At 67.9% G+C, this 4,932-nt stretch carries 2 protein-coding genes and 2 pseudogenes; all 4 read left to right on the forward strand.

The annotated features are described in order from the left end of the window. Positions 1–140: 140 nt before the first annotated feature. Positions 141–2,498 (forward strand): annotated as a pseudogene (locus tag RI841_RS08380) (Tex family protein). Positions 2,499–2,582: 84 nt separating this feature from the next. Further along, the gene (gshA, locus tag RI841_RS08385; protein ID WP_310705137.1) at positions 2,583–4,205 is read left to right on the forward strand and encodes a glutamate--cysteine ligase; all 1,623 of its coding nucleotides are present in this window, start codon (positions 2,583–2,585) and stop codon (positions 4,203–4,205) included. After that, positions 4,202–4,738 (forward strand): disulfide bond formation protein B, encoded by a 537-nt coding sequence (locus RI841_RS08390; RefSeq protein WP_310705138.1) that lies wholly within the window; start codon positions 4,202–4,204, stop codon positions 4,736–4,738. The genes gshA and RI841_RS08390 overlap by 4 nt, the downstream gene beginning before the upstream one ends. A gap of 9 nt (positions 4,739–4,747) precedes the next feature. Next, positions 4,748–4,932 (forward strand): annotated as a pseudogene (locus tag RI841_RS08395) (alpha/beta hydrolase); the annotation flags it as partial.

Genomic DNA, 4,932 nt, shown 5'->3' on the forward strand with positions numbered 1-4,932 from the left:
CGGCTTACGGCTTACGGCTTACGGCTTACGGCTTACGGCTTACGGCTTACGGCTCTGGGCGCAGCACGGCAGGCTCCCGGCGAGCCCGGGCTTGTGGTACCTTGTCGCGATCGTCTGGACGTTTGATTGCCAAGGATTTCATGGACGCACACGACAAGATCATCAGCCGCCTCGCCGAGGAACTCGCCGTCCGCCCGCCGCAGGTCAAGGCGACGGTGGAACTGCTCGACGGCGGGGCCACCGTGCCCTTCATCGCCCGCTACCGCAAGGAAGTCACCGGCGGACTCGATGACATCCAGCTGCGCCAGCTTCACGAGCGCCTCGCCTACCTGCGCGAGCTTGAAGAGCGCCGCGAAACCGTGCTGGCCACCATCGACGAGCAGGGCAAGCTCACCGACGCGCTGGCGGCCAGCATCCGCGCCGCCGACACCAAGCAGCGCCTGGAAGACCTCTACCTGCCCTACAAGAAGAAGCGGCGCACCAAGGCGCAGATCGCCCGGGAGGCGGGACTCGAGCCGCTGGCCGATGCCCTGCTGGCTGACCCGACCCTGGTGCCCGAGAGTGAGGCGACCCGCTACCTTTGCGCCGCCGAGGGCGACATTCCCGCCGTGGAGAATGCGAAAGCCGCCCTGGACGGCGCCAAGCAGATCCTCATGGAGCGCTTTGCCGAGGATCCCGAGCTGGTCGGCCAGCTGCGCGAGCGGCTGTGGCGCGAGGGCGAGCTCTCCGCTCGGGTGATCACCGGCAAGGAGCAGGAGGGCGCCAAGTTCTCCGACTACTTCGAGCATGACGAAAGGCTCGCCAAGGTGCCCTCGCATCGCGCGCTGGCCATGTTCCGTGGCCGCAACGAGGGCGTACTGGCGCTTACTCTGCGCCTGCCCGGCGAGGAGGAGGCCCCGCTCCATCCGGCGCAGGTGGCCATCGCCAAGCATTTCGCGATCCGCGACCAGGGCCGCCCCGCCGACCGTTGGCTCGCCGAGGTGGTGCGCTGGACCTGGCGCGTCAAGCTCTACACTCACCTCGAGACCGAGCTGATGGGGCGTCTGCGGGAGCGTGCGGAGATTGATGCCATCGACGTGTTCGCCGCCAACCTCAAGGACCTGCTGCTGGCCGCCCCGGCGGGGCACAAGGCGACGCTGGCCATCGACCCGGGCCTGCGCACCGGCTGCAAGGTCGCGGTGGTGGATGCTACGGGGCAGTTCCTCGAGCACGCCACCATCTATCCGCATGCGCCGCAGAAGCGCTGGGATGCCGCGCTCGCCGAGCTGGCCGGGCTGGTGGAAAAGCACGACGTGGCGCTGATTGCCGTGGGCAACGGCACCGCGAGCCGCGAGACCGACAAGCTCGCCGGCGAGTTGGTGAAGCGGCTGGGGGGCAAACGCCCGCTCGCCAAGGTCATGGTCAGCGAGGCGGGTGCCTCGGTCTACTCCGCCTCCGAGTATGCCTCCCGGGAGCTGCCCGACCTCGACGTCACCATTCGCGGTGCGGTCTCCATCGCCCGGCGGCTGCAGGACCCGCTGGCCGAGCTGGTCAAGATCGAGCCCAAGTCCATCGGCGTGGGCCAGTACCAGCACGACGTCTCGCAGCTGCAGCTCTCCAGGAGCCTGGAGGCGGTGATCGAGGACTGCGTGAATGCCGTGGGGGTGGATCTCAACACGGCCTCGAGCGCGCTGCTCTCGCGGGTCGCCGGCCTTAATGCATCGCTGGCCGACAATATCGTCGCCCGTCGCAACGCCGAAGGCGCCTTCGCCAGCCGTCGGGCGCTGCTTGACGTCAGCCGCCTCGGGCCCAAGACCTTCGAGTAGTGCGCCGGCTTCCTGCGCATCATGAACGGCGACAACCCGCTGGATGCCAGCGCCGTGCACCCCGAGGCCTATCCGCTGGTCGAGCGCATCGCGGAAAGGAGCGGGCGCCCGCTGGCCGGCTTGATCGGCGACAGCGCCACGCTTAAGGCGCTCAGGCCCGCGGACTTTGCCGACGAGCGCTTCGGGATGCCTACGGTCACCGACATCCTCGCCGAGCTCGACAAGCCGGGTCGCGACCCGCGTCCCGAGTTCAAGGCGGCCGAGTTTCGCGAGGGGGTCGAGACCCTGAAGGACCTCGAGCCCGGCATGATCCTCGAGGGTAGCGTGACCAACGTCACCCACTTCGGGGCCTTCGTCGACATCGGTGTTCACCAGGATGGCCTGGTGCACATCTCGGCGCTCTCCGAGACGTTCATCGAGGACCCGCGCACGGTGGTCAAGGCCGGCGATATCGTGCGGGTCAAGGTGATGAGCGTGGACCTCGCGCGCTCGCGCATTGGTCTCACCATGCGCCTCGATGACCAGCCGGAGGATCAGGCGGACGACAGGGGCGGTGACTCGCCGCGCCGCGGGAGCGGCAACGCCCGGGGCCGTGGGCCCGGCAAGGCCGGCCGTGGTGGCAAGGCGCCCGAGCCGGCCAGCCAGATGGGCGCCCTGGGGGCGGCCCTGCTCGAGGCAAAGAAGGGTCGTTGAGCTTGAAGCGCCGCCTGGCGGCACCACAATCTGCTGTTTGCCGGGCGCCATGGCGCCCGCCTTTCCACACATGGGGTGACCATCTTGTCTGAATCGCTCACCAGCCGCGTTGATCGACTCAAGTCCCTGGCCGACCAGGGGCGGGTCGGCCGCCTGCGCCGCGGCATCGAGAAGGAGGGGTTGCGGGTCGACGGCGAAGGGCGCATCGCCGCCACTCTCCATCCCGCCGCGCTGGGCTCCAAGCTGACCCACCCACACATCACGACCGACTACTCCGAGGCGCTGCTGGAGTACATTACCCCGGTTACCTGCCGGCCGGAGGATGCCATGGACTTCCTCGCCGACCTGCATCGTTTCAGCTATCGGCACCTGGACGACGAGCTGATCTGGCCGGCGAGCATGCCGGCGCGCCTGAACGGCAACGACAGCGTGCCCATCGCCGACTACGGCTCCTCCAACGTGGGTATCATGAAGCATGTCTATCGCAAGGGGCTGGACCTGCGCTATGGACGGATCATGCAATCCATCGCCGGGGTGCACTACAACCTCTCGCTGCCCGATGATCTCTGGCAGCTGCTGCGTGAGATCGAGGGCGAGGTCGACACCCCGTTGAGGGACTACCGCTCGTCGCGCTACTTCGGCCTGATCCGCAACTTCCGTCGCCACAGCTGGCTGCTGCTCTACCTGTTCGGCGCCTCTTCGGCGCTGGATCGCAGCTTCCTGCCGAGCGGTGAGCTGCCCGATAAGCTCCAGCGGCATGGCGAGGAGACCCTGGTGTCGCGCCATGCCACCAGCCTGCGCATGTCGGACCTGGGGTACCAGAACAAGGTCCAGGAGCAGTTGAAGATCTGCTTCAATTCGCTCTCCAACTACGTCAATACGCTGCGCCACGCCATCGCTACGCCCTGGCAGGACTACAAGAAACTGGGCGTGAAGGAGGGTGACGAATGGCGTCAGCTCAATGCCAACATCCTGCAGATCGAGAACGAGTACTACAGCGACATCCGTCCCAAGCGAGTGGCGCGTCACGACGAGACGCCCAGCCAGGCGTTGGAGGCGCGTGGTGTCGAGTACATCGAGGTGCGCTGCCTGGACCTCAACCCCTTCCTGCCGTTGGGGGTAGACGAGCCCCAGATCCGCTTCATCGACACCTTCCTGATGTGGTGCCTGCTCAGCGAGAGCCCCTGGATTCCCGACGACGAGTGCGACCGGCTGGACGACAACCGCCGTCTGGTGGTCGAGCGCGGCCGGGACCCGGCGCTGCGCCTGCTGCAGGATGGCCGGCACCGCTCCATCGCCGATTGGGGAGGGGAGATCTTCTCCGAGATGGAAGCGGTGGCGGAGCTGCTCGATCGCCTGGAAGAGGGGCAGCCCCATGGCGAGGCATTGGCGGCCCTGTCGCCGCGCCTCGATGACCCTGCCCAAACGCCCTCGGCTCGTCTGCTGGCGCACCTCGAGTCGTCTGGGAAATCCTTCCGCGAGGCCATGCTGGTGCTGGCCCGGGAACAGGCGCAAGGCTTTCGCGACACGCCCATGGACCCATCCCGTGACGCCCTGTTCGACGAGCTGGTGGCGTCGTCTCTGGCGCAGCAGGAGGTCATCGAGGGGGCAGACACCGAGGACTTCGACGCCTTCCTGGCCCGCTACTTCGAGCGTGCCCGCGAGGTGCGGAGCGTCACGCCGCTGCAGACGGGAGAGACATCATGATCGACGACCTGCGGTGCCTCTCGGTCCGCGACTGGAGCCTGGCGGGCCTCGCCTTCTGCGGGCTGATGATGGCCGTGGCCCTGGGACTCGAGCACCTCGTCGGGCTGGACCCCTGTCCGCTGTGCATCTTCCAGCGGGTGGCGGTACTGGCTGCTGCCGCCGTCTTTCTCGTCGCCGCGATCCACGACCCTGCCGGGCGTGTAGGGGCGGTGCTCTACGGCCTCTTGTCGCTGGCCGCCGTGGGTGGCGGCATCGCGGTGGCCGGGCGCCACCTGTGGCTGCAGTCGCTGCCCGCCGATGAGGTGCCAAGCTGCGGCCCCGGACTCGACTACATGATGGAGATCCTGCCCCTGCAGCAGGTGCTGGCCCAGGTGCTATCCGGCTCGGGAGAATGCGCCGAGATCGACTTCCTGCTGCTCGGCATCTCGCTGCCTGGCTGGACCCTGGCCGGCTTCCTGGTGCTCGCCCTGGCCCCTCTGGGCCTGCTGCTGGCGGCCAATCGCCCGCGCCGCGGCTATCGCTGGCAGGGCTAGAGAGGGTTCATGCTCTATCGCGAGCTGGCGTCCCAGGAGGCGATCGACCGCGCCTACGATCCCATGCGGGGGCGCGATCCGGCGGTCCTGCTCGAGGACTGGCGCGCGCGTAGCGCGGCGTCCCGCGAGTGCCATCGGGTGACGCTCGATCTTTCCTACGGACCGACGCTCGCCGAGTGTCTGGATCTCTTCCA

Source organism: Halomonas sp. (assembly GCF_031581305.1).
Classification (GTDB): domain Bacteria; phylum Pseudomonadota; class Gammaproteobacteria; order Pseudomonadales; family Halomonadaceae; genus Halomonas.